This window comes from Proteiniclasticum ruminis DSM 24773 (assembly GCF_000701905.1).
GTDB classification, from domain to species: Bacteria; Bacillota; Clostridia; order Clostridiales; family Clostridiaceae; genus Proteiniclasticum; species Proteiniclasticum ruminis.
Genome location: NZ_KL370832.1, coordinates 17,136 through 42,062, shown reverse-complemented (window position 1 = coordinate 42,062; position 24,927 = coordinate 17,136). Strand labels below are relative to the sequence as shown.

At 43.5% G+C, this 24,927-nt stretch carries 18 protein-coding genes; 1 reads left to right on the top strand and 17 read right to left on the bottom strand.

Features of this window, described 5'->3' with window-relative positions; translation table 11 throughout:
- Positions 1-313 precede the first annotated feature (313 nt).
- The 16 genes from T487_RS0113410 to T487_RS0113325 all read right to left on the bottom strand — a co-directional run bounded on the left by T487_RS0113410 (position 314) and on the right by T487_RS0113325 (position 22,437).
- A complete protein-coding gene (locus T487_RS0113410; RefSeq protein ID WP_031577636.1) occupies positions 314-5,128 on the bottom strand; it encodes an LPXTG cell wall anchor domain-containing protein in 4,815 nt (1,604 codons plus the stop codon).
- A 320-nt stretch (positions 5,129-5,448) separates the two neighbouring features.
- Positions 5,449-6,432 carry a hypothetical protein gene (locus tag T487_RS0113405; RefSeq protein WP_143004659.1) on the bottom strand — a complete coding sequence of 328 codons (984 nt, stop codon included), beginning with the start codon at positions 6,430-6,432 and terminating at the stop codon, positions 5,449-5,451.
- A gap of 117 nt (positions 6,433-6,549) precedes the next feature.
- The gene (locus T487_RS0113400; RefSeq protein WP_031577634.1) at positions 6,550-7,314 is read right to left on the bottom strand and encodes an ATP-binding protein; all 765 of its coding nucleotides are present in this window, start codon (positions 7,312-7,314) and stop codon (positions 6,550-6,552) included.
- On the bottom strand, positions 7,311-8,870 hold the full coding sequence (istA, locus tag T487_RS0113395; RefSeq protein ID WP_031577633.1) for an IS21 family transposase: 1,560 nt from the start codon (positions 8,868-8,870) through the stop codon (positions 7,311-7,313). The genes T487_RS0113400 and istA overlap by 4 nt, the downstream gene beginning before the upstream one ends.
- 323 nt (positions 8,871-9,193) lie before the next feature.
- On the bottom strand, positions 9,194-10,048 hold the full coding sequence (gene thrB / locus T487_RS0113390; protein ID WP_031577632.1) for a homoserine kinase: 855 nt from the start codon (positions 10,046-10,048) through the stop codon (positions 9,194-9,196).
- Complete coding sequence (thrC, locus tag T487_RS0113385) at positions 10,041-11,522, bottom strand: threonine synthase (protein WP_031577631.1); 1,482 nt, start codon at positions 11,520-11,522, stop codon at positions 10,041-10,043. Before thrC ends, thrB begins: the two co-directional genes overlap by 8 nt.
- A 14-nt stretch (positions 11,523-11,536) precedes the next feature.
- Positions 11,537-12,742 (bottom strand): homoserine dehydrogenase, encoded by a 1,206-nt coding sequence (locus tag T487_RS0113380; RefSeq protein ID WP_051651732.1) that lies wholly within the window; start codon positions 12,740-12,742, stop codon positions 11,537-11,539.
- Entirely contained in the window at positions 12,739-13,731 is a 993-nt protein-coding gene (locus T487_RS0113375; RefSeq protein WP_031577629.1) for an aspartate-semialdehyde dehydrogenase, read from the bottom strand. The genes T487_RS0113380 and T487_RS0113375 overlap by 4 nt, the downstream gene beginning before the upstream one ends.
- Complete coding sequence (locus tag T487_RS0113370; protein ID WP_031577628.1) at positions 13,718-15,064, bottom strand: aspartate kinase; 1,347 nt, start codon at positions 15,062-15,064, stop codon at positions 13,718-13,720. The genes T487_RS0113375 and T487_RS0113370 overlap by 14 nt, the downstream gene beginning before the upstream one ends.
- Positions 15,065-15,820: 756 nt before the next feature.
- Positions 15,821-17,203, bottom strand: coding sequence for a hypothetical protein (locus T487_RS16075; protein ID WP_143004660.1), 1,383 nt, complete (start codon positions 17,201-17,203; stop codon positions 15,821-15,823).
- Between the two features lie 247 nt (positions 17,204-17,450).
- Entirely contained in the window at positions 17,451-19,115 is a 1,665-nt protein-coding gene (locus T487_RS0113350) for a diguanylate cyclase (protein WP_031577626.1), read from the bottom strand.
- 72 nt (positions 19,116-19,187) lie between these two features.
- On the bottom strand, positions 19,188-19,316 hold the full coding sequence (locus T487_RS15585; RefSeq protein WP_036909555.1) for a cyclic lactone autoinducer peptide: 129 nt from the start codon (positions 19,314-19,316) through the stop codon (positions 19,188-19,190).
- Between the two features lie 54 nt (positions 19,317-19,370).
- Positions 19,371-20,048, bottom strand: coding sequence for an accessory gene regulator ArgB-like protein (locus T487_RS0113340; protein WP_031577625.1), 678 nt, complete (start codon positions 20,046-20,048; stop codon positions 19,371-19,373).
- Positions 20,020-20,505 (bottom strand): hypothetical protein, encoded by a 486-nt coding sequence (locus tag T487_RS0113335; RefSeq protein ID WP_031577624.1) that lies wholly within the window; start codon positions 20,503-20,505, stop codon positions 20,020-20,022. The genes T487_RS0113340 and T487_RS0113335 overlap by 29 nt, the downstream gene beginning before the upstream one ends.
- A gap of 19 nt (positions 20,506-20,524) precedes the next feature.
- Complete coding sequence (locus tag T487_RS0113330; RefSeq protein ID WP_031577623.1) at positions 20,525-21,079, bottom strand: DUF5317 family protein; 555 nt, start codon at positions 21,077-21,079, stop codon at positions 20,525-20,527.
- A gap of 347 nt (positions 21,080-21,426) precedes the next feature.
- The gene (locus T487_RS0113325; protein WP_155953276.1) at positions 21,427-22,437 is read right to left on the bottom strand and encodes a hypothetical protein; all 1,011 of its coding nucleotides are present in this window, start codon (positions 22,435-22,437) and stop codon (positions 21,427-21,429) included.
- Positions 22,438-22,606: 169 nt separating this feature from the next.
- Here T487_RS0113325 and T487_RS0113320 point away from each other — a divergent pair, with 169 nt between their 5' ends.
- Positions 22,607-23,563 carry an IS3 family transposase gene (locus T487_RS0113320; RefSeq protein WP_031577621.1) on the top strand — a complete coding sequence of 319 codons (957 nt, stop codon included), beginning with the start codon at positions 22,607-22,609 and terminating at the stop codon, positions 23,561-23,563.
- Positions 23,564-23,922: 359 nt separating this feature from the next.
- Here the strand turns inward: T487_RS0113320 and T487_RS16070 are convergent, their stop codons facing one another.
- Entirely contained in the window at positions 23,923-24,456 is a 534-nt protein-coding gene (locus T487_RS16070; RefSeq protein WP_051651730.1) for a hypothetical protein, read from the bottom strand.
- Between the last annotated feature and the right edge of the window lie 471 nt (positions 24,457-24,927).

Here is a 24,927-nt window from a genome sequence, read left to right as displayed (position 1 = left end):
CATTTTTTAAAATTCTCTATGAAACTTAACAACCCATTCTTTTAAAATCTTTCTCTAAAACCCAACAAAGTAATGATGATGGCGTTGTCTTCGTCCGCATGGAACTTCATGTGTCCATTGTAGGAGAAGTTTTTGACTCTTTCCTTTTCAGCTTTATACTCTACTTGATCCTCTTCATGATATGGAAATAGATGGTTTCACCTCATCTCTTTTAATACTCCAGCCATTTCTTCACTCAGCAAGATTTTCACAAAAAAACAGCACTGGAACAGTGTCGTTTTGTTCCAATGCTGTCTTGTGGCTACTTTTTTCTTTATTCTTGTCTTTCTGCTTTCTGTCTTTTTTTATCGGCCTCAGCGAGAATGAATCCACCCAAGGCTATTGCAGCAAGGCCCATCCATAGAGGAGCGTCTTTTTTGCTTCCTGTTTCGGGAAGTTTGTTTTCAGCTTTGATCTTCTCGATCTCAAGAAGAAGTTCCTTAAGTTCTTCCATCTGATCTTCCACCAGCTTCTTTTCTTCAGCCGTTGCCTCAGTGAGATCTAAAGCGGAAAGCTTATCCAAAGATTCTTTTATGGTTTTTTCGTCTTCTATCTTCACCGTATTCTTTGTTAAGGTCTCGGTCTTTTCTGTCAGTGCATTTATTGGGTTCATATGGATCTCATAGACGGTGATGTTCCCAGCCTCATCCATGATTTCAATCTTGTAGTGACCTTCCTTGTTTCCTAACAGGATTGTACCATTTGGTACCACTTCTCCATTGACACGGATTTCTCCGATATTGTCATCGGTGACCATAAGCTTTTGGGAAGTATAGTATTCCCCACCATCTTTTAATCCGAAAACAGCAGGAGCTTCTGTATCAAAGAGCACTTGCTCTGAATGTATCACTATGCTGTTTCCTGCTTCATCTGTGATCTTTGCATAATAGATGAACTGAAACTTGTCTTCAGCCTTCACAGAAATGGCACCTGTATAGTCACTCCAGGTCACCTGAGCCAACTCTTCTTCTGTGAGCTTCTTATCAGCGCGGTAGATCTCTACCTTGTCCACGCCGCTTCGATCATCTTTCGCTTCTACCTTTACTTCTAGGTTGTCCTTAAAGAGTAGGTTCAATGTGAGTACTCTCAGCATGCTCTTCCAAGGAGTCTCCTGAAGTATGATGGTTCCTGTCGGTGCTTCTTTATCGATGCTTTTCACTTCGGTAAGATATGCTTTTGAGACATTCCCAGCTGCGTCTTTCACTAAGATTTCTACTTTTTCATTTTCAGTGAAAGTTTTCTCATTATCTTTCTGCCAGGTTTTTCCGCCGTCGAAGCTGTAGGCGTCTACCGCAAGGCCACTTCCTATATCATTTCCTGTGACTTCTATGGTCACAGATCCGTTGGTCCAGGTTTCTGGTTTTTGAAGAGCACCCACCACCACAGGTTTCACCTGATCGATCTTCGTGACTTCTTCCACTTTCACCTCTGAGAAGTTTCCAACAACATCTTTCACCACGATTTCTACGGCTTCGTTCTTACTGAAGACCTTAGAGTTTTCTTTCTGGAAAGTCTTTCCGCCATCGAAGCTGTAGGCTTCTACCGCAAGGCCGCTTTCCTTATCTTCTGCCTTGACGGTGAGTAGCACTTCGTCTTTTGTCCATGCTGTGGCATTTCCAGCCACTTCCAGAATCGTTGGTTTTGTTTTATCGATGTTTTCCACAGACACTCTTTGAATCTCCGTGATATTTCCCACCTGATCTTTTACTTGAATTTCAAGCACTTCGTTTACGGATATAGATTTTGAGGCTTCTTTCTGCCAGGTTTTTCCTCCGTCGAAGCTGTAGGCTTCCACCGCGAGGCCGCTTTCTTTATCTTCTGCGGTGACTTTTACCACGACCTGATCTTTTGTCCAAGTGTCAGGGGTTTTCTTGATTTCGCTGACAACAGGTGCTTTATGATCCATGTTTTTGATGTCGACGGTTTTGAGAAGCGATAGATTTCCTGCCTTGTCTTTCACCAGGATTTCTACTTTTCCATTTTCAGTGAAGGTTTTTTCATTTTCCTTCTGCCAGGTTTCTCCGCCGTCGAAGCTGTAGCCGTCTAAAGCAAGGCCACTTCCTGTATCATTTCCTGTGACTTCTATGGTCACAGAGCCATTGGTCCAGGTTTCTGGTTTTAGAAGGGCACCCACCACTACAGGTTTCACCTGATCGATCTTCGTGATTTCTTCCACTTTCACCTCTGAGAGGTTTCCAACAACATCTTTCACCACAATTTCTACAGCTGCATTTTTACTGAAGACCTTATAGTTTTCTTTCTGGAAGGTTTTTCCGCCATCGAAGCTGTAGGCGTCTACCGCAAGGCCGCTTTCCTTATCTTCTGCCTTGACGGTGAGTAGCACTTCGTCTTTTGTCCATGCTGTGGCATTTCCAGCCACTTCCAGAATCGTTGGTTTTGTTTTATCGATGTTTTCCACAGACACTCTTTGAATCTCTGTGATATTTCCCACCTGATCTTTTACCTGAATTTCAAGCGCTTCATTTACAGATACAGATTTTGAGGCTTCTTTCTGCCAGGTCTTTCCTCCGTCGAAGCTGTAGGCGTCCACCGCGAGGCCACTTTCTTTATCCTCTGCGCTGACTTCTACCACGACATAATCCTTTGTCCAGGTGTCAGGGGTTTTCTTGATTAAAGTGACCACAGGTGCATTATCATCAATGTTTTGGATGTCAACGGTTTTAAGTAAAGAATGATTTCCTGCCTTGTCTTTCACCAGGATTTCCACTTCTCCATTTTCAGTGAAGGTTTTCTTATTTCCCTTCAGCCAAGTTACTCCGCCATCGAAGCTGTAGGCGTCTAAAGAAAGTCCGCTTTCTTTGTCGTCTGCACTGACACTAAGAAGCACCTCTTTTGTCCACCCCGTAAGGTTTCCTGTGACGTCTAAAATCACAGGTGCTTTTTTATCAATGTTGTCCACGCTGATGGATACTACACTAGATTCATTTCCGGCAGCATCCTTTACCCTGATCCCTAGTCTATCATTTACGTTAAGGGTCTTACTGGGTTCTGCTTGATAGGTTATTCCTCCATCAAAGCTGTAAGCCATGGGAGACAGTCCACTTTCTGCATCCTTTGCGACCACCTGGACCACAACGGTACCATTGGTCCAGTCTGCGGGAGTTCTTACCATACTTTCTATGACAGGTCCTATTTTATCAATCTTGCTGACAATGATTTCTTTCGTCGCTGCATTTCCTTTGACATCTGTCACGGTAATGACATACCTTCCGTTTTCTTCTGCTGTAAAGGAATACTCTGATGTCTCACTGCTTAATGTAACTTCATCTTCTCCATCTTTAGATAGCGTCACTTTTTCAATGCCTCTGTTGTCTGTGGCTTTGAATGTGATGATGGCATTCTCCTTCACCCAGGTTTCAGGGTTTCCTGTGACTTCTTTAATCTCTGGTTTTATCGTGTCCACCGGGAGCCACTGGGCATAGACGGCGGTGGGACTTGTGATCCCTTTTGTAAAATCAAAAAGTTCTCCGCCTGTACTTTCTGTATACCATCCCATGAACTCCAGTCCTTCACTGGAGGGATCCAGTGGTTTCATGGGCTGATCTTCATTTTTCACGGTCTGCTTTCCAGGCATATTATGTACTACGTTTGAAGTGTTTTCTATGAAACGCACTTCATGGACGCTGGCTTCTACTGATACAACACTGATTTTTGCAATACCAGAGTCTACAATAGCGGTTTTCCCATCCATTTCTGCAGTGACTCTACAGAAATAGTAGATCTCTGTGTCCACAGGGAGATCCTCCGGCAGATCATAGCTGTTCCGAGTAGCTCCTGGAATCACGGCTGCTCCCTCTAGACTGTTTTCCTCATTCTGGTACCACTGGTAGGAAAGAGAACCACTTCCCGAAACTGCTCCATCCACCACGGTATTTCCCTGAACCATGAGTTTTCCCTCTACCTGTCCTACTGCATAGGTTCTGGAGGCAGGCTGCTTAGAGATGAACACCGCCAGGTTTTCAATGGCTTCCTGAGCACTTTCAATGTCTGGGTCTAGAGAAGACTCATAGTTGAAGGTGACGGTTTCGCCGGGTTTGATCTCAGGGAACTTAAACTCTAAACCCATACCCATATCAGCATACTGATGTGTTCCATACAAGCTTTCTCCTCTGCTTCTAATCGAAGAGTAATTTTCTGTTCCAACATAGCAACTGATGACCTGTGCTCTATAATCGTTGGTATAGAAAATAAATGGGTTCTGAACCTTCTGTAGCGTTGCCTTATGATTTTCTGGTGTTACGAGGTATGGCGCATCTATACGAGTGGAGGATGCAACAGCCCAGATGCCTCCTGTTCCGTCTTTGAAAAAATAATTATCTGTATTGCTGGATGTGAGGTTCTGATCCGGATCAAAACTCCGGATATAGCTGGCATTATAGAGGGTTTCATCTGTAGTATTTTTCAACGTAATCACCGTGGTGAATCGTTTATCCTCCCGTCCGAAGGAAACATTTTGTGTATATTCTAGCACTTCTGATATAAGTCCTTTATTTTCAGCCTGGAGTAATGACTCCGTGCTTTTGTCTGTAGAAGTTACTGGAGTGTATCCAGTTACACCGCCAGTACCGATCGTAGATACACGGGATTTTAAGGTTGTTTCTCCTTCTTTAGTTGCTGACCATCCCACCATAAAACCCTCATCTATGGTGCCTGGAAGAAAGAAGTCTCTTGTTGTAGGCGGATTTCCTACTTCCCACCCATCCCCATCAGATCGTAACCCGATTCGAGAACCCCAATAATCATTTGGATGAAAGTACTTGGTTCCAGAGATTGGTGCATTCATTGACGTTCCAAAGGAACCTGCCTTAGAAATACCAACTTCAATAAAATCATTGCCTAAGAAAATATCTCCATATGAAGTCGTGTGGCTTCTAGGTCCTATCCCACCTGTTCCGATCCCTTCCGTTCCAGCATCCATAAGCGACGCACCCATCAGAGACATGGGTTCTTTTACTGGCGTGATCTCTTGCGCCTCCGCTGCATGGGTGAGGGGAAGATAAGAGGTGAGGACCATGACAGACAGCCCCAGGGAGATCATCTGCTTTTTTGTGATTTCTCTTCTTTTCATATTCATCCTTCCTTCGATATAGCATTCATTTAACAAGCATCATCATTCAGAATAAATTTTTAACATACTACCTATGTGAAGATGATTTCTTACTCTATTTACTATAGCATTCAGTGAAGGGCTATGAATCTCCATGGCGTGAAATGCAGTTTTTACGCCTTGAATTGTAATCTGATACTTTCTCCTCTACCTTTTACAACGAGAAAAGACCATCATTTATGGTCATGATGGTCTCCAGGATTTACTTTTGCGATCCGTTTCTTTTTTCTTCTTCTAATAGACAGTCTAACTTTGTGATTTCATGAGATCATACACTTTCTTCATTTCTTCTTTTGTGTATTGTGATTCATTGCTAGGTAGACTGTGGACAGAAGAGGTGCTGGTTTCAGTCTGGCCTTTTCTTCCATGTTGAACATCTCTTCAGGAGTATACCCATTATTCTCCCAGATTCTCGTATTGTTCATGAGGTTCATGATGAGTTTTACTATATTATTCAAGTCTTTTTCGCTACTAAATACCAGTCCCATCTCTTCCAATCTCGATATTACTCCCTGAGTACTGTAATTGAACTGGCAAATGTCCACCACGTCCGAAACCAGATCCTCGGCTTTCTCCTGGTTCACTTTGTAATTCTTCGTCAGTTCTTGTACAAACTGATGATATGCATTGTTTTTCTCAAAATAGAAGCCGTCCAGGTAGTTCAGAAGTTCTTCTTTCTCTGGAATGTAGTAGGGCTTTGATCCCTTTTCCCGGATGAAGTAGAGAAACTCCCGATGCTCCAGGATGGAGCTTGAGACAAAGTAGCCTTGATGCACATCAATCCAGGCCTCATCTATTTCCTTGGGCAGTTTTTCTTGGATGCTCTCCACCTCTTTTAGCGTAATCTTTTCGGTGTTTTGCATATTATAGATGTCTACCACTTTCTTTTTATGTACCATGCCGTAGAGATTGCAAAGGGCAATGATGTAGTCACTTACTTCTTTCTTACGTGCTTTTTCTTTTTTTCTATGCGCTCTTTCCTCAGCATCATCCTGAAAAGTCCTTTCACCTACACCTGCATAGCCCCCCGCTCCTCTTAAGTAGTCGCCTTTCTCATTGATCTTGGTTCTCTCTATGGTGAGGTCTGTAAGAATCTGCAAGGCTTCCTCTATGCGGTTTTCCCCATCCACGGGCTTATACTTCCTTTCCATGGAAACCAGGTGGTCTCTTACTTCTAGAATCTCTTCCACACTCCTATCGCCTGTTTTCTCTTCCATCACTTCTTCCATGAAAGTAAGGCATTCATCCATGAGGGTTGTTATCAATTCCTCCTGCTTCCAGTCTATTTCAATTCCGTCTTCTATTTGATTATTTCATCGCAATGATACCGGTCTTAGTGTCAACTAAGACCGGTCATTTACAGTCTGGAGTCCACTAATATTCTATTTGGAGTCCATGTTTAAGTACTCTCTTTTAGCAGAAAAGTACTCCCTCATATTGAACGTCCCTGTTTCAACAAAGATGGAGTTATAGATGATGCGGTCCATCATAGCGTCCGCATGGGCGCCCCCACCAAGCCGTTTATGCCAATTCTCTTTCTTAAACTGGGTGCAGAAAATCGTAGAGGCTGTATCGTGTCTTCGCTCAATGAGTTCAAAGAGGAAAAACTGTTCATTTTCAGAGATTTCCTCAAGCAGCCATTCATCCAAAATAAGCAATGGATTTGTAGAGTACTTTCGCAGTATTTTCTGTGGGCCATTTTTTAGAAGAGTTGATTCATCATACTCCATAAGTAAGTCAGGAATTCGGATATACTTTGTGCGGTACTGTAGCTTACAGGCTTGTTTCGCTACTGCGCAGGCCAGATAAGTTTTTCCGGATCCAGTATACCCTTGGAATACGATATTCATGTTACGGTCCATAAACTGACAGGTACCCAATTCCAGTATCATAGTCTTACTGATACCTCGATCAGCATAATAGATATCATTAATCTCAGCTTTGGGTAATCGGAGGCGTGCGTTTTTCAAAAGGCGATGTACCTTATCGGTGTACTTCTCCTGGTAGAGATAATCAATCATCATCTGGAACCTTTCATCAAAACTCAAATCGTGTGATTGAGTTTCAATATGTTCCATTTCCAAGTATTGGATGAGTTCTTCCAAGTTCAGGTCACGGAGTTTTCTTCTAGTTTCTTCCCGTATCATCGTTTCTTCCTCCCATAATACTCTGCTCCTCTGATATATCCTTCAACAGATGTCTCATTGACAGAAGCCTTGTCTGACTTATAGAGCAGGTCTTGATTGGTGGAGAGGATTGATTTAAGATGATTGTACCGAGGCACTTTGATTTTACTCAGAGCTATTTCGCAGGCGGTTTCCAGACGAGCCTCCGAATAGAGATTGCTAAGGCGAAGAACGGACAGGGAAGAATTATATCCCTGTTCTTTTATTGTGACAGAAGAGAATATTCGATTGATTACCACAGTAGTCGAAGGACCGATTTTACTCGCCCAACGCGTAATTCTTTCGTCATACCAGTCATTTATCTTCAGTTTATCCGGCATATCCTCCTCGTGAGTAGAGTATCGGTTGGTTATGTAGGATGGGAACTTGTTATGAGTCTGCAAACGTTCATTTCGATAGTAGATTTCAAGCTGCGTATCAGTAATTCTCAGATCAACCTTTTTACCATAATACTGATACGGGCAAGAGTAGCTGTTCTTCGCATAGATCACATGGGAGTTCAGACCGATGGCTCTTCCATACACCCATTCGGCTATTTCATAAGGAATGTCAGGTAAGCGATGGAGATAGGATAGTTCTTCTTGAAGAAAAACCTCATATCGGCTACCGTCTCGTTTTTGGAACGGCGTTTTGTTGTAATCTTCAAGTGCTATAGATATATGGTCTTTCAGTGCTTCAAAGGAACCAAACCGTTGATGTCTTAGTCTTGCGATAATTGATGTTGCAATATTTCCTACCGTACCTTCCACAGAAGCCTTGTCTTTTGGCTTTTTTATACGAGTGGGCATGATGGCTGTCATATAGTGATGTGCTAAGGCATCGTATTCGTCGTTGAGAATAATGTCGCCTTCTCGTGGGTGTTTTACAACACCGGTCTTCAAATTATCACAGACAGTCCGGATGGGAACTCCTCGGAAGTACTCATACATATGCACATGGCACCTTAGCCAAGTCTGTTGTTTCATGTTCAGGCAAGGCTCTACGTAGCTATATTGGCTGTATGGAAGAGTGGCGACTAATAGATAGACTGTTATAATTTCTCCTGTAGATTGAACCACATAAGACATCGTGGGACCTGACCAATCCACTTCCACAGTGTTTCCTGGTTTATGGGTTAAGTGGCTGGTGAGTTGGCTGAGCTGTGTATGCTCTCCATAACCTTTGCAGTATTTTGTGTAACCCATGGGAATAGATCCTTCTTTTGCACACTGATTCTTATACTCGTGCCAAAGAAGCTTCAATGTTACGCCGACACGTTTAAGTTCCTTGTGGACATGGTCATAATCTGGAGGCGCAAAAAGCGACTCAATGGTATGACGCTCAGGATAGAATAATGCATAAACATCGTCAGGGCTCTTGTTCTTCACATCATCGTAGGTGATTCCCAACTGCTTTGAACGTTTGATAACATCAGAGACTGAGTTTCTGGACATACCACGTATTTCAGCGATACTATTGCGCGACATGTTCTTTGACCGCAGTTCCAGGATCAACTTGACTTGAATTTTGTTAGCCATAATAGACCTCCTCTAAAATTTTCGTAGCTTTTCACTACACTTTCATCATAGAGGTAAGTAAGTGGTCTTTATAGGTATATTTACGGACTTCATGTGCGGAATTAGGACTAAATCACGTGGACTTCAAGAAATATATCGTCGGACTTCATTCGAATATTGGGGGTATCTAAACCGCGAAATATTCATAAAAAAGCTCAGGAGGTTCCAGTTTTCACTGTATTCCTGAGCTATCCTTCTGATTTGCTATGTTTCCTTACGAGTCTGGAGGCAGTTCTCTCAGCCCTTCCTGAAGATTTCTTTATTATGGGCATCATCTGTGCCTCTTAAGGGATTCTTCTGGCACCCTTCTCCTCCAGATGATGGACACCCACCTGCCAGGTCGGGAAGCTTCTCTTCATATACTCTTTGATTCTTTCCACTGTTTCTTCATCTTCTTCTTTTACAATGGCAAGGATGGTGGGTCCTGCACCACTGAGACAGGTGGCAAGGGCCCCAAGTTTACCAACGGAAGTCTTTACTTCTTGAAACCCTTCGATGAGTTCTCCCCGGAAGGGTTCGTGCATCTGATCCTCCATCCCCAAGGCCAAGCTGTCATCTTCTCCGGTGAGAAGCGCTGCTGTTAAGAGGATGGCTCGGCCAACATTATGGACACCGGCTTCATAGGACAGTGCCTTCGGCAGCACCGATCTTGCTTTCTCCGTGGAAAGAGGAAACTCCGGAATCAGCGTCATGAGCTGATACCGATGCTTCACTGGAATCTTCTTTGTATAGATCTTCCCTTCGATTACAACAGAAGCCACGAGACCGCCCAATAGAGCTGGCGCTACATTATCCGGATGCCCTTCCAGTTCAGTGGCCAGGTGTAGAATCTTTTCAAGTGGTAAGGGATTGCCCAAGAGTTCATTGGCGCCAAGGAGCCCTCCCACAATACAGGCTGCTGAAGACCCCAGACCTCTGGACATGGGAATCTCTCCTTGGATCTTTATCTCTACAGGAAAGGGGTCTATCTCCAGATAGGAAAACACTTTGAGATAGGCCTCATGAACCAGGGTGTCTCTCCCCATGGCTTTCTCTGTTTTTTCGAAAACGAAGGTATTATAGAGATCCAAAGCCAGGCCCAGCACATCAAATCCTGGCCCCAGATTGGCACTGGAGGCAGGGACTTTAATCTTAATCATTCATCTCCCCTCCTGATAAAGCATCCAGAAGGACCTCTGCCATGGCATCCAGGCTGGTGACCCTCTTATGAAGTATGGGCTTTATTTTAAGATCCGAGATTTCTGTCGGCACCTCTCCGTCTAGAAGCATGGCGAGGGCTTCTATGTTCTCAAAAAGATCTTCTGACACCGGTGCACCTAAGGAAGTCAACACCTTATGCGGGAACTTGAAAGGACTTGCTGTGGAGGCCAGAAGAAGCGGTTTTAGATCTCCCGTCGTCTTCCGGTATTTTTCACTGACGCTGTAGGCCACAGCGGTATGAGGATCCATAAGATAACGTTCCTCTTTATACACCTTCTCGATGCACTGGGATACGTCTTTCTCATCGGCATACTCAGCGTAGAAATCCCCCGGTAAAGCGCCGTTCCATTGGAAGAGGCCCTCCGCCTTTAAAGAGTCCATGTGGCGTTTCACCAGGTCTTCATCTTTTCCGGACACCTCATGGAGAAACCGCTCCAAATTGCTGGAGACCAGTATATCCATGGACGGTGAAGAGGTCAGAAAGAGATTTCTTCTCGTATCATAGGTGCCATGTAAAAAGAACTCTGTCAGGATGTTGTTGTCATTGGATGCGCATAGAAGCTTTTCCATAGGCAGTCCCATGTTCTTTGCGTAGAATGCCGCTAAGATGTTCCCAAAGTTCCCTGTGGGTACAGCGATGTTCATCTTCTCTTCCATCCTCAGGTCTCCACTTTCCACCATGCGCAGGTAGCCATAGACATAATAGACGATCTGGGGAATCAGTCTCCCGATGTTGATGGAGTTTGCCGATGAGAGCACATAACCTTTCTCTTTCAGTTCTTTCCTGAAATCTTCATCTCCAAAGATCTTCTTGACCCCGTTCTGGGCATCATCAAAATTCCCTTCCAGAGCCAACACATGGGTATTTCGCCCTTCCTGGGTCACCATCTGGAGGCGCTGCATATCACTGACGCCAGTCTTCGGGTAAAAGACCACCACCTGGATGCCTTCCACGTCCCGAAAGCCTTCCAGTGCAGCTTTCCCTGTATCACCGGAGGTGGCGGTTAAGATCACCACTTCCTCCTGGATCCCTTTCTTTTGAAGGGCTGTCTTCAGGAGATGGGGCAGGAGGGTCAGTGCCATGTCTTTAAAGGCCAGGGTGGGTCCATGAAAGAGTTCCAGAAAATGGACCTCTCCTTTCTTCACCACCTCCACTGGATGCTTCCCATGGAATTTCTCTCCATAGGCGCTGGATACAGCTTTTTTTAACTCTTCTTCCGTGTACTCCTCAAAGTACAGCTTCAGAATCTTCAGAGCCAGTTCTTCATAGCTGAGGTCCATAAGACTTTGAAGCTTAGGAAGCGCGGGAAAGTACTCGGGCACATAAAGTCCTCCATCCTCTGAAATTCCCTGGATGATGGCCTCCATTCCGGAGACCTTCTTTTTTCTATCTCTTGTACATAGGTAGTTCATCTTCTTCTCCTCCCCTAGGCAAGTGCAATCAGAACAGGCGGATGCTCTGGATCCTTTGGCAACTGCTTTTTCAGGACCTTAAGGCTTACTTTCTTTGTGAGAAAAGCCAGCTGATGCTCATTTGTGAGAAGCACCTGATCTGACAGTTCCTGAACGTCTGTAAACTCTGAACTTTCTTTTTGCATCCGCACATAGAAAACCCCTTCCAGATGCTCATTTTTCAGGGATAAGACCCGTTTTCCCAAAGGGCTCTCTATCCTTTGGGTTTTCAGCACACAGTCCAGCACATCCAAAAGGACACTGTTTGCTGTGGGGTACATGCCAGCCCCTGGTCCCTGAAACCCCAGGACTCCTCCGTATCTGCTGCCGATCTGGACTCTGTTGTCTGCACCTTTCACGCCGTAAAAAGCACTGGTCTTTTCCACGGCCGTGGGAAATACCCATGCCGATACGTCTCCCTCTTTTTCTTCTGCTCTTCCCAGAAGCTTCACTTCCCGACCCAAGGATCTGAGAAGACTGATGTCCAGGTCTGTGATGGCGCTGATGCCTTGGCATAGGATGTCCTGTTCGGCCACAGCGCCGCCAAAGGAGAGGGTGGAGAGAATCCTCAGTTTTCTTCTGGTGTCGGCGCCCTCCACATCCTCTTTTGGATCAGCCTCTGCACACCCCATTTCCTGGGCTTTTTTCAGTGCCTCACCATAGGTCAGGGACTCCTCTGCCATCTGGGTCAGGATATAGTTGCATGTGCCATTGAGGATCCCCTCGATACAGTTCACCTGTCCTATACGGGTCTGATCCTTCAGGGCCTTTAGTATCGGAACGCCTCCTGCCACGCTGGCTTCATAGAGAAAAGAGACGCTGCATTCTTCTGCTTTTTTCGAAATCTCTTCAAAATGCCTAGAGACCATGGCTTTATTGGCCGTGACCACATGCATTCCCCTTTGAAATGCTTCCAGTGTCAGGTCATAACTTAAAGACAGATCCCCTGTCACTTCTACCAGGATGCCGATGGACTCATCGGACAGGATCTCTGATGGGTCTTCTGTAAGAAGACTCTTCGGCACCTCGGTGTCTCTCTTTTTATGCACATCACGCACCAGGATCTTTCTGATCTCCATGGGTTCCTGTAAAAGGGCTTCCAGTTCTTTCTCTCTTTCTTTCAGGATCCGATATACACCTTGTCCCACGGTGCCAAACCCTAACAATCCAATGCCAATCATCGTTCTTCCTCCCATTTCTTCACCACAAGCTCTGCAATCTGCACTGCATTGGTGGCTGCGCCTTTTCTGAGATTGTCTGCCACCACCCATAGATTCAAGCCGGATAAAAGGCTCGGATCTCTTCGGACTCTCCCCACATAAACCGTATCTGTGCCTTCCGCTTCTATGGGGGTAGGATAGTCTCCCGCTTCTTTAGACTCTATGACCGTCATTCCCGGAAAGGCCGATAGTTTTCTTTTAACATCCGTAAGGTTAAAGTCTTCCATAAGTTCCACATTGACGGATACGCCGTGTCCGTACCGCACGGGTACCCGTACGGCGGTGGCGGTGATTTTAAGATCCTTCCCATGGAGTATTTTTCTGGACTCCTCCATGAGCTTTTTCTCTTCTTTGGTGTACCCATCCTCTAGAAAAACATCGATCTGAGGCAAAAGGTTTTCTCTGATTCTATGAGGATAAAAGTCCTGCCTGTCTTCATCCAGATCTTTCAGTCCTCGGGTCCCGGACCCGGAGACGCTCTGGTAGGTAGAATAGACGATTCTCTTTATACCATAGTTCTCCTCTAGCACTTTTAAAGGAAGCATACACTGGATGGTGGAGCAGTTGGGATTGGCTATGATTCTAGATCCCTCTTCAAGATCCTCCGGATTCACTTCAGGCACCACCAAGGGCACCTTAGGGTCCATGCGGAAAATGGAGCTGTTGTCCACGGCTACGATGCCTTTTTCTGCTGCCAACGGCACATACTTCTCGCTGATCGCACCTCCTGCTGTAAAAAAGGCCATGTCCATATCTTCTTGAAACGCAGTTTCTGATAAAGTCTCCACCGCATAGGACCTTCCGCCAAAGGTGATGTGTTGCCCGTGGGACTTTTCCGAGGCCAAAAGCATCAGCTTACCCACTGGAAACTTTCTTTCCTCCAGCACTTTCAGGAGGGTTCTGCCCACAACTCCCGTGGCCCCTACCACCATAATATTATAAGTTCTCATGCGTTTCTTCTCCTTTCTCTGTGAAGGCTTCATAGATGGCCTCTATGGCACTTTCAAAGTCGTCGTTCTCTAGTCCGATGAGGATGTTCAGTTCACTGGCCCCCTGGGAGATCATCCTGATGTTGATTCCCCTTTGATACAGGGCGGTGAAGACTCTGGCCGAAACGCCTTTGGTTGCGATCATCCCTCTGCCCACCACCGCAAGAAGTGCCAGCTTTCCTTGGGCGGACACCTGGTCCGGATTCAAGTAGATTCTGATTTCCTCCATGATCTTGGAGAGCTTCCCGTTCATTTCTTTTTCCGAAACGATGACAGAAACAGAATCGATGCTGGAGGGAGTATGCTCTATGGTCACCTCATTGGCTTCAAAAACCGACACCAGTTTTCTGAGAAACCCCTTTTCTCCATTCATCTGTGTCTTTTCCACCGTGATGACTGTGAAATCTTTTTTCCCGGCAAGACCTGTGATGATATAGGGACTGGGTTCTCTATGGAGATCCTCCACAATGAGCGTGCCTTCCTCTTCAGGCGCATTGGTGTTCCGGATCTGGATGGGAATGCCCAGTCCGCGCACCGGGAAAATAGCCTCCTCATGGAGTACCGGCGCCCCCATATAGGAGAGTTCCCGGAGTTCTTTATAGGTGATTTCTTTGATGGTCCTTGGATTCTTCACAATCTTCGGGTCTGCCATGAGAAACCCTGAAACATCTGTCCAGTTCTCATAAAGGGAAGCTTCTATACCCTGAGCCAGAATGGAACCTGTGACATCTGAACCGCCTCTGGAGAAGGTTTTGATGTTTCCTTCTTCGTCCGCCCCGTAGAATCCAGGTACCACCACTCTACCGGCATTCTGCATTCTCTTTTTCACCAGTTCTTCTGTTTCTTTTGGCAGAAACTGTCCATTGGGATGGAACCGGATGATTTCACTGGCATCCATGAACTTCGCATTCAGGTAATCCGCCAGGATAAGACCGTTCAGGTACTCTCCTCTGCTGGCGCAGTAGTCTCTTGTCGCCCCTTTGCTGATGTTTTCTTTGATGTTCTTCAGCGCCTCAGAAATGGGGACTTTTAGATTCAGATCCCTTGCAATTTCCAGATATCTTTCTTCCAGAATCTGGAAGACTTCATCGAAGCTCAGAAGGTGGGATGCCAGCTGATGACACATATAGAGAAGATCTGTAACCTTATGGTCTTTATTGTGCCGTTTTCCCGGTGCCGAAGGCACAATGACCCTTCTCTCCTCTTTTTCCAAAATGATCTTTTTTACCTTTTGAAACTGCTGGCCATCTGCCAAAGAGCTTCCTCCGAACTTCGCTACAATACTGCCTTTCATGGTTTCTCATCTCCTCATTTTCTTTTGTGCTCTTCTTCTCCTGGCTGAACTTGCCCTTTTTTTCGGTGAAATAAAACACCCGTCCTAAAAAGGACGAGTGCTGTACCCGTTTCCACCTATATCTCTTGCTTCATGAAGGCCTTAACGCGTGCCAACGCAATTCCCTACTCTTACTTCAGGATTGAACTCCGAGGTGGTCTTCTGACCTGGGTATCACAAGAAGTCTTTCAGCCGGTGAACTTCTCTCTCTTTTGACCCTTCAGGACATACTCTTCCTCTTCCTCGTTTTCATTATAATAATGCTCCTTCGCTGCAATGTCAAGATTAATGTTCAAATTTTCTGTTATTTGAACTGTTTTTTCAGTGCTCCCTAAAACCTTCAGCGCATCTTTGCCATGTTAGTAAAAATACTGGATATGACTTAATATGGGAAAGCGCTGAAACGAGATGTTTCTCCTCGTTCAGCGCTTCCATAGAAGTCACATATTTATGATCATTGGATGCATTTCTTTCTCTCTGCAGCCCTATAGAATGCACCGCCAAGGATCAGTGCCAGAAGTCCCACAGGCACTGGCGCTTCTTTTGCGCTACCTGTTTCCGGAAGTTAGTTTTTTGCCTTGATCTTTTCAATCTCAAGAAGGAGGTTCTACAGCGTATCCATCTCATCTTCCATCATCTTTTTTTCGATGTAGCAGCGGTGAGATCAAGCTCAAGTTAGAGAACAACTTCTCTTCATGAGTTCTAGGCCTTTCTTCCTCATCTTTTCTTTCCTGTCTTATCGTCTGATGTCAGATAGGATGTGGACAGAAGTGGCGCAGGTTTCAGCCTGTTTTTTTCTTCCATGGTGAAAATCTCTTCGGGGGTATGCCCATTGTTCTCCCAGATTCTCGTATGGTTCATGAGGTTCATGATGAGCTTCCCCATCTTTTTGATGTCTTTTTCGTCTCGTAAAACCAAGCCCAACTCTTCAAAACGCCCAAAAATCCGCTGTGTGCTGGAGTCGAACTGGCAAATGGCCACCAGATCTTCAGCCACATCCTCCGCTTTCTCCTGATCAATGCCAAAACATTTTTTCAATCCCTGTACAACCTGATGGTACTCCTTGGTTTTCTCAAAGTAGAAGCCGTCCACGTATTTCAGAAGTTCTTCTTTCTCAGGAATGTAGTAAGGCTTACTTCCCTTTTCTCTGATGTAGTAGAGAAACTCCCGATGCTCCAGGATGGAGCTTGAAACAAAGTATCCTTGATGCACGTCGATCCAGGCTTCATCCACCTCTTTGGGGAGGTTCTCCTGAAGGTTTTCCACATCCTTCAGTGTAATTTTTTCCGTGTTCTGCATATTATAGATGTCCATGACTTTCTTTTTATGGACCATGCCGTAGAGATTGCAGAGGGCGATGATGTATGCATTCAGTTCTTTCTTCACGGCTTCTTCCTTCTTTCTTTCTGTTTCATCCTTCTCTTTTCTAAGCGCATCATATTGGGCCTTTCTTTCATCCAGACCTGCATAGTAGGCCGCCCCTCTCACATAACCCCCTTCCTCATTGATCTTGGTCCTGTCTCTGGTAAGGTCAGTGAGGGTCTTTATGGCCTGCCGCATTCTATTTTCTCTGTCCACTGGCTTGTATCTTCTTTGCATGAAAGTGAGATAGTCTTTTACTTCCATGATCTCCGCTGCACTCATATCCCCTGTTTTTTCTTCCATTTCTTCTTCCAGAAAAGTCAGGCATTCATCCATGAGTGTGTTCAAAAGATCCTCCATTATTTGGTCTCTTTCGATCCCATCCATGAGGATATCATTGAGGATGAAGATGATGGCTGTGTAGACTTTACACTGAACCAGTAGGCTCACCTCTTCCTCTGCCTTCTCCATGAGGTCTTCCGTGAAATAGATCATGTCACTTAGGGAGGGCGCATCCTCTGTCCGTTCTTCTTCCATGTAAGTCAGATATGCCGCAAAGTACTCTTCTGTGGTCATGAGTTCAGGAAAGAGGCGGTAATAGGCTTCTTTTGAAAACTTCGGGTTCCCCATGACCTTAATCAGGATAAACTCCACCAGTTCTTCTTTTGTTTTCTTTTTTAGATGCGCTTTCCAAGCAATCAGTTCTTCCGTCGTTACCGGGTATTCTTTAAGTTTCATGATCTTCCTCCCTGTTTTCGTTCTGGACTTTCCTCTTTTCAAAATCGCTTCCAGCTTCTTTTTCTCAAATTTCTACACCGATTTCTTCACTTCATATGATAAAGGAAATTATCCTCTGTGGCGAGAGGCCTGTTCCATATTTTTCCCCCGTTCTCCTACCTGTCATTTGCTGCGATAGTATAAGATGCCCCATGGCTTTGCATTCTTTCACAAGGCCATGAGGCATTCATAATATGGAGCGCACTCCTTAAAACTCTTTCAGAGCTTCCATGAATTTGTCTGCTAGGATCGGGTCAAAATGGGTGCCTTTACACCGCTCTATTTCCTCAAAGGCTTCCTGGAAGGATTTCGTTTTCTGGTAGGGCCTTTGGTTGGTCATGGCGTCAAAGGAGTCTGCTATGGTAAGGATCCTTGCCAGATAATCAATCTCTTCTCCTTGTAAGCCCAGAGGGTATCCAGATCCATCATATTTCTCATGATGCTGCTGCACCACGGGAACGATTCGTTCAAAGCCTTTGATCTGACTGACAATGTCCGCACTGTCCTGGGGATGCTTTTTCAGTTCCTCCCACTGCTCTTTTGTAAGTCTTGAGCTGGTGATGAGGGTTTCCTTGGAGATGTTGATCTTCCCCAGATCATGAAGATAGGCACCAAATAGAAGTGTCCTTTTATCCTCTGGAGAGAGTCCCATGTATTCTGCTGCGATTCTGCAGTAATGGAAGACCCGTTCCACATGATTGAAGGTATAGGTGTCTCTGGAGTTTATGACGGTCATAAGAGTTTTCAGTGGCTTGATCTCCTCCAACAGGTTCTCATTGGGTTCTTTCTCCATGATGTGATCAAAGATGGAGGAATATACTTCTACTTTGTTTCTTCTTAGGAATTTAGCCCGGTATAATGCCATGTCTGCATTCTCAATGAGGTTTACATGTCGTTCCATCTCTATACTGCTGGTTGAGACACCAATGGAAGCGGTCATCATCATATTGTTCATATTCTCTTTGCCATGGTACTCATACCCACAAATGACTTCCCTGAACTGATCTGCAATTCTTATGGCTTCATCTTTATCTGTATCCGGTAGGATTACACAGAACTCATCTCCGCCATAACGGCAGAGAAGGTCTTTCTTTCTAATGACACCTTTTAGGATTCCCGCAACTTCTTTTAGGATTGCGTCTCCCTGAGCATGTCCATAAACATCATTATACGTCTTGAAATTATCAAGATCGAGCATCACCAGCGAGAGCGGTGTAGTCTTTTCTTTGCTTTCCTCAAACATCTTTTCTAATACCTCATAGAAATACCTATGGTTATAAGTTCCTGTGAGGCCATCAATGTTCGCAAAATCCACCAACTCTTTGATATGATTCTCTTCTAGTTTCGCATAGTGACCTATGGTCCAGGCTACTAGAAAGAACATGGCAAACAATGCTAAGTCGTTTTCAAACTGGAGGTTCACGGATGTATTGTCTCCATATATAAGGTCCATGGCGGCAATAACCCCAGTGGCCACGCCGGAAATAATCAGGCCTGTTTTCATTCCATATTCAATGGTATAAGAGATGATGAGAAAGATAAAAATGTATTTGTTTTCACTCCTATTTGCTCCACTCACATAGATGGAGAATACAAAGACCGCGACAAAAATGACAATCTCCAGTATATAATAAAATTGGCGTTGCTGCTTCCTGGTGAAGATGAACATGAGTAACAGCATGATGATACTGAAAATCATGAAGGTCATACCAATGTAGTAGATATTATAGATGTCGTAACCCTGGTATCTGGCATTGTAATACTCCAGTATAGGAATGGCACAGAAAAACAGTGCCAGTATTTTCACGGTGAAGAACATGATTCTGATCTGTTCCCGTTTCTTGCTGTTTAGTATTGGAAGCACATTCCACATGATTTTTCTCCTGCTTTCTATGTATAAATGATGAAAAGACTTGCCTCAACAAGTCTTTTCACTTTTTTCATCCTACTTCTCTCTTAGAGATTCTGGTTCTTCTGGCTGATAGAAAAAATAAATACAAGCGGATGTTGCCATGGTGGTTGCAAAAACAGTTGCGACTGCAGCCAATAAGGTCCATAGATTTTTCTTTTTCATAACCTCGCCTCCTCTCCGTTATATTTCTGTATTGATGACTTACAGCGATGGGACTCAGTTTCTCCGATTTTCTCGTTGAAAAACGAGATCCAGCAACTCATTTACTGCATGATCCACTCGAAGTAGAAGAGATGATCCGGTTTTTGTCAGTGTGATCATCTGCCACACTAAGGCCAGCCGGATACTCATGGAAATGCTATAGAATCGCACCTCGATATTTGCTCTGTCAATAGCTATCAAGGTAAGGAGAAAAAAGAGCAGGAGCTTCATATAGCTCTCTCTACGGAGTCTTTTAATCTTCTCCGGTGATACAATCGGTTTGTTGGGACTATCTACAGGTACATACTTATGGAAGATGAGTAGCCCTGCCATAAATAGCAGCACTGCAATTCCATAATTTATCTTTGGGTCTATAAGGTTCCCTAGAAGAAATCTAGAGAATATTGCAAGAATACTAATGGAAAGGACACTCACAGCATTGCATCCCCACATGGTTCTAGAGTGAGCCCCTCCAGTTGATTTACGAAGATATCCCACAGTGAAAAACACAATGTAGTTTTCAAAGAGGGTGCCAGTTACGGCACCGATGAAGGTGATGAGCAGAAAGAGTGTGATCACTTGGAGGAGTCCAATGAGTCCATACCGGATCACAGCGCGTCTCTCTTTGTCCAGCTGAAGCTTTATGGTGAGTACATCTGCGATTTTACCTGCTAAAGATTCGATGCCCCTCACCCTTTCTCTTAAAAATAAAGTGTACCGTCAGGATCATCAGTGCAAAGACGACATTAGCGAAACATCCGATATAGTTCCTTTTCACAGAATCCTGAATGATCATCTGAAATTCATCCTGTCCAATTAGGAGTACTGTTATCGCAGTAATAATCATTTCCGAGAGTAGGATGAGAACTACACATAATGAGGTAGACCTTATGGTCACATATGGATTCATCTTCAGATATATAACACAAATGAGATAAAGGAACAGCATATTCATGATGGTCTGTACCCCTACGCTAATAGGTAATAGTTTCATGAGTGCTGAGATGAACGTAACTGAGAGTGCAGTTTTCATATAGTTTTTCGCATCGAATTTTTCTCTGTTTAAAGTATAGATACCCAACACAAGAAGAAAGCTTTGCAGGGTAAATCCGAAGATATATTTAGTCAGAATGATTTCCAGTAATTCCATGGAGCGGTTCCTCTTCTTTCTATGATTTTATTATGCTGATTTTTGAATTTACTTCTTTTATCGTCTCGTACACCACCAGGAAGATGAAGCCATGGATGAGCACATCTCCTATACTCAGGATGCTGTAGCCCACATCGATGAAGTCTGTTAGAATCTTGTATTTTGTTTCTTCGGTTCCTAAGATATGCACCTGATCTATGGTGCCAAGGACGCTTTCATCAAAGTATCCTGTGTACTTTGACAGGGTGGCATAGACGGGCATTTTACCGCCATTTTGGCTCATGACGAATCTATTGAAAAAGGAGCCTATAGTGAGCATGACGGATCCAATGAATCCTACCTTATAGAGTCTGTGCACCACAATGGGCACGATGAGTGTGTAAAGATATAAGGTTTTAAAGGTGCCTGCATAGGGAATGAATCTGTAGTAACCAAGAAATACTGAAGTCTGAAGAAAAAGATACACGATTTCCGCTATAAACAGTGGGTATAGCGATTTGTCTTGAAGTACAGGTTTTATCCTGTACCCTTTTATTCTTGCAATCAGTACTGCCAGGAAAATATAAATAATCATCCTTTACCCTCAACGTTCAACGTATATACTCTTATGAACAAGTTGCAATTTTATGCAATATAATGTAATTTCTCTATAAGCATAACACACCTTATAGATAGTTATCAATCATTATGTAGTGCTTTTCACAAATCGTCATCGATTGTCTGGTCTATGTTGTATGTCCCCAGGTGGTAGTTTTAGCTAGTGATTGGTGAGTGGAGAGAGCTGGTATTCTTAAGGACAGTATATCCGTCTATTGACAGACAAACAACTCCGTCATATTTATGTCATTTCACGAGAGCAAAAACACTTCACAATGAATATCCTAGCTTTTCACAAGAGGAACCATCCTCTAAATCGAATATTCATTCATAATAGAGTTCCAGTTCAGAATTGAGACCTTGAACTTTTTCTGAGTTGCTGCTGTACCACTTAAGACCTATGGTCATTTCGAGGATTCTGGGACTTCTGCAGAAAGTCATCTCTATACCGTCACCTCTATCCACTCTGATCTGAAAGGCCCTTGCAGCTGTTCCAAAATCATATAGAATCCCTTCTCTTTCAAGATCCCGAACCAGGAGATATCTGCTTAGAAAATCTGTAAGTTCTTCCTGTCTTCTGATGGTGTATGCACTCTCATCTTTTGTAAACGTATGTTCTTTTTCCGGTAAAAAAGAAGACATCGTGTCATGCATACCGGATTCAATGATATCCTCATAGTCATCCATCCAGTATACATCGATATCCAATCCTAAGAGTAAGCCTATGATTTCGTGCAGCTGACAGGTAGGAAACCATTCAGGAATCGCCATGATGACAGTGTGATTCTCTTCCTTCCTTCTGAAGCGGATCCTGAACTCATAGGCTTTCTGATTGATTACAGGTCTTTCATATCGTTCTTCCAGGTATGTTATGAGACGCTGGGAAGGTATGATGAGATCCTTACCTTTTTTCACCGGGATTCTGTTGATGTTCTTTTGCACCAGGTTCTTAAGATAACGCTTATCACCTGCATGCTCCATCAACTCTTTCAGGATTTTGGCTTTCATCTTCATGGGCTTTACGTCCATCTTGTTAATAGGATTATAAAACGTTATTCCTTGATCCACACCTAGAAAATCTCTTGCAAGATCATCTGGGATTCCTTCTCTTCTTAAGGAATTGTATGCTGCATCCAGGATCTGTTTCTCCAATTCAGCTTGTGAAAGGTTGGATTCGATATTTACTGCAATGGAGTACTGCGTCTCTCTATGGGTAAGGAGCAGATACTCTTTTATTTCAATCATGATCTTCTGTCCCGTGAACACATCTTTTGGTTGCCTAGAAGTCATAGGATGCGATACTTCCAGCAAATGGTTCTCTGCTATAGTATTCATTCCAGATATGATATGGATCTTCACAAAAATCTTACCTCCATCTCATAGATTAACAGGAATACTATTTCTTTATTCTTCAATAGAGTAATAATATTTGATTTATTAGCACTATTTTGGTATATTGGTTCACGTTGTCTTGTTTTTTTAATTTGCAGATGAGGTTGGTTACATGAAGAAAAAGTTAAAGAATAATCCTATTCTAGGGATCTTGAACACTTTATACGAGAGCGGAATCAAGCCGAGAAAGCGTGCTTTGTTTCTCCTGGTTCGAAAATACGCGGAATACCTTCCGATCAGAACGCTGTGCAGATATTTTTCCGTTTCCCGTTCTGGGTACTATAAGTGGTATAAGCGCAGTCAGGAAGATAATCCCTATGAAGATATCATTCGCATGATGAGAAACATCAAACATGCACATAAATTTGAAAGCTATGGGTATCGCAAAATGCATAAAGTTCCTGAGAAATCATTTCCTCTTCTTGGAGAGAAGAGAGTCTACAGACTGATGAAGGAGAATGGTCTTCTCAGCAGCAGTATCCATTCCAGAAAAAAGTCAATTTTCAGAAGAGCTTTGAAATCCTATTCGAATCTTGTCAACAGACATTATTTCGCTGATGCCCCCAACCAGATTCTCTGCACCGATATCACTGAGCTTATCACTTCGGAAGGTAAAGTCTTTCTCTGCACCGTACTGGATCTTTATGATCGCAGCATCCTTTCCTTCCAGATTTATAAAGATCAGTCTGTGAGGCTTGTAAAGGCCACAATCCGGAAAGCTCTGGAGAAAACTGGAACATCGGCTTCAACAATACCAGTTATTTTTCATTCCGACCGCGGTACCCAGTTTGTTTCCAAACAGATTCGTGATCTGATCTCAAAGAGTAATGGGAGAACATCCTATTCAGAGCCCGGGACTCCTGGTGATAATGCGGCGATGGAATCTTTCTTCGGTTCTCTGAAGAAAGAGTTTGTCTACCTCTATGATTTCGATAACATTGAAGAAGTACAGCTGGGCATTTCAGCCTATGTCGACTTCTACAACAAGATCAGAATTCACAGTTTCAATGATTACAAAAGCCCCTATGAGAAGCGGATGGAGTATTATGCCAGCTTGCCTTCCATCTAGAAAATTGAACCCGTAAGTTCGCTTCTTGAAGTATGAAAAGCCCTATCATTGTATAAGTAAGTTTATTTATCGAAGCACTCTCAGCAAAGGACTCCTTAACTGGGAGTGCTTCGGTTGTATTGACTTATAATTTTGGTGCTTCTCTTAACTAAATAGCATGCCTATAGCTTGGATCAAGTATCTTTTTATGTGAAGTGTAGATGAAATTCTCACTTCTTTTTTATGCATTTTTCCGCCCTAGAAAAGTGGACACTTTGCAGATAGTACGTAAAGAATTATGTTTTTCTCAAATAGAAGATGCTTACTGCAGGGCTTCACAGAGGTTTTTTTTCGAAACTTTGAGTGTCCACTTAATTAGGTTAGACCCCATTGTTGGCTAAATCCATTACCAGTTTCAGCACCTCATTGATTTGCTTTTCATCTTTGAAATTGATTTCAAATCTATTGAATATGTCAAATACTCGCTGAATGATAATACCATCTATGCATTCCCATCTTATATTTTGTGTTAGCATCTCTGCTTTTTCATAATCTCCATTAAAGAAATTATTCTGGGCATACTTTAGCAAATCATGGTACTGTTTGGGCTTTTCGTAGTAAGCCATATCTGCATATTTCAGTAGTTCTTCCTTGTCCGGAATATAGTATGGCTTGTCTGCTTTCTTCTTCCGCAATGACTTGAACTCTTTGTGTTCTGTAATGGCTTCATGAACAAAATGATCTCTATAACCATAGACATATTGCTCGCTCAGGTCTTCGTAAAGATATGACTCAACGTCCTCGAAATCAATCTGTTCCTCATTTTGGCCATTATAAACATTTGTAACCACTTCAACTGAAACCTGTCCATATAAACTAGTTAATGCTAAAATGTATTGCTTTATTAAATCCATTGCATCACACCTTTATTCATCTAATTTTCTGACTAATATCTTCCCTAAAAACGGACATCTCTGCAACTAAAAAGGCCCCTTCTCTTTCACTGCTAATCATGGTATCTAACTGCTCAACCAGAATCACTGCCTGAAAATTAACCGTCACAGCTTATCTGAAAAGTTTCCATCACTGCTTATCTGGGATGTTTACCATCACTACCGATCTCGGTGTCAAAGTAATCACGATATCAACCAGATTTAGCTAAAATGACCCCATCTCTAATGTCATCGTCACTACCGATCTTGATACCAGCTTATTTGCCTATCTGTTTATTCTGTATAGCTGCTCATCTCATTATCCCGTATATCAACTTGTCCACTTGTCCGTGCCCGGCACCTCTCAAATCTAAGCTTTAGTTGATGTATCCCTTATTACTTCTAACGCCTCATCATATAAGATTCCAAAAATTTACTTATGTAGAGGAATGG